At 34.0% G+C, this 1,720-nt stretch carries 1 protein-coding gene; it reads left to right on the top strand.

Features of this window, described 5'->3' with window-relative positions; genetic code table 11:
• Positions 1–73: 73 nt before the first annotated feature.
• Positions 74–1,531 carry an IS1182 family transposase gene (locus ACYQ5K_RS14645; RefSeq protein ID WP_173689667.1) on the top strand — a complete coding sequence of 486 codons (1,458 nt, stop codon included), beginning with the start codon at positions 74–76 and terminating at the stop codon, positions 1,529–1,531.
• Positions 1,532–1,720: the final 189 nt, after the last annotated feature.

Here is a 1,720-nt window from a genome sequence, read left to right as displayed (position 1 = left end):
GAGGGCACTGAAAAAGTAGATAGTACCGCCTATGTTTGATATAATATAAATATCAAGTATAGGCGGTGTTTTTATGATTGAACAACAACAGAAGTTAGTACTTAGTCCTTACATGGAAATATATGAACTGGTGGTTCCAAAAGACAATCTGCTTCGTCATATAAAAGAACTGGTTGATTTTAAATTTGTTTATGATGAATTGATTGATAAATATTGTCTTGATAATGGACGTAATGCAGTTCCGCCTATTCGAATGTTTAAGTACTTGCTTTTAAAAGCTATCTATGATTTATCTGATGTTGATGTTGTAGAACGTTCTAAATATGATATGTCATTTAAATACTTTTTGGATATGGCACCAGAAGAAACTGTTATTAATCCCAGTTCTTTGACAAAATTTCGTAAACTACGTTTGAAAGATATGAATCTGTTGGATATGTTGATTTCAAAGACGGTTCAGATTGCATTGGATAAAAAAATAATAAAATCAAAATCTATTATCGTAGATGCTACTCATACGAAATCAAGATACAATCAAAAAACGCTCCGACAGGCACTTCAAGAGCAATCAAAAAAACTACGACGTGCCGTTTACGAAGTGGATGAAACAATGAAGAAAAAATTTCCAAACAAAAATACGGAAGATTCTCTTGAAAAAGAGTTGGAATACTGCAAACAACTACTTTCTATTGTAAAAGACAATGAAGACATATGCAGTTACCCTAAAGTGCAGGAAAAGCTAAATTTATTGGAGGAATCTGTCAATGATGATCTTGAACATTTGGAAACTTCAAAAGATAATGATGCAAGGATAGGACACAAAACAGCGGATACTTCTTTCTTCGGATATAAAACACATATAGCTATGACAGAGGAACGAATCATTACAGCCGCAACCATTACCAGTGGTGAAAAAACAGACGGAAAAGAATTGTCAACTTTGGTTCGGAAAAGCAGAGCTGCGGGAATGAAAGTTGAAACTGTGATTGGTGACAAAGCCTATTCAAGTAAGGAAAATATTGATGCTGCAAAGGATAATCATTATGAACTTATCTCCCGGTTAAACAGTATTGTTACCCAAGGAAATCGTACAAAGCCAGATGAATTCGAATTTAATAAAGATGCTGGAATGTATCAATGCAAAGCAGGGCATTTGGCAATTCATAAATATCTTGACAAGCGAAAAACAGAAGGAAAGAATCCTCGAATGACATACTTTTTCGATGTAGAAAAATGTAAGAGATGTCCTTATAAAGCGGGTTGTTATAAAGAAGGAGCAAAAAAGAAAACCTACACAGAAACACTAATTTGTGATTCACATAGTGAGCAGGCTCAATTTCAAGAAACTGAACATTTCAAAGAAATGGCGAAAGAACGCTATAAAATAGAGGCAAAAAATAGTGAATTAAAACATAGACATGGTTATGACATTGCGTCATCATCAGGTCTTATTGGCATGGAAATGCAGGGAGCTATGACTATATTTGCAGTAAATCTCAAGAGAATTATTAAGCTAATAAGTGAAAAATAAAAAGAATTCGCATGCAAGACAAGAAATCAGCAATAGAAAGAACGGAAAATCCACCAGAATAAGTTTAAACTGGTGGATTTTATATGTGCATTATAATTTGAAATTTAAAGCGGTAGGTTTTTCAGTGCCCTCTAGATAACTTTGGAATCAGGATCTCATTTGCGTTTGCTCCCTCTTTTACCAGCTCAT

This window comes from Allocoprococcus similis, assembly GCF_054660775.1.
Note: the sequence above shows the minus strand (reverse complement) of the source record. Positions and strands in the feature narration are given on the sequence as shown.

Excerpts from the sequence above, each read along its gene's own strand:
- ACYQ5K_RS14645 (WP_173689667.1), top strand. The coding sequence starts at position 74 with ATGATTGAACAACAACAGAAGTTAGTACTTAGTCCTTACATGGAAATA.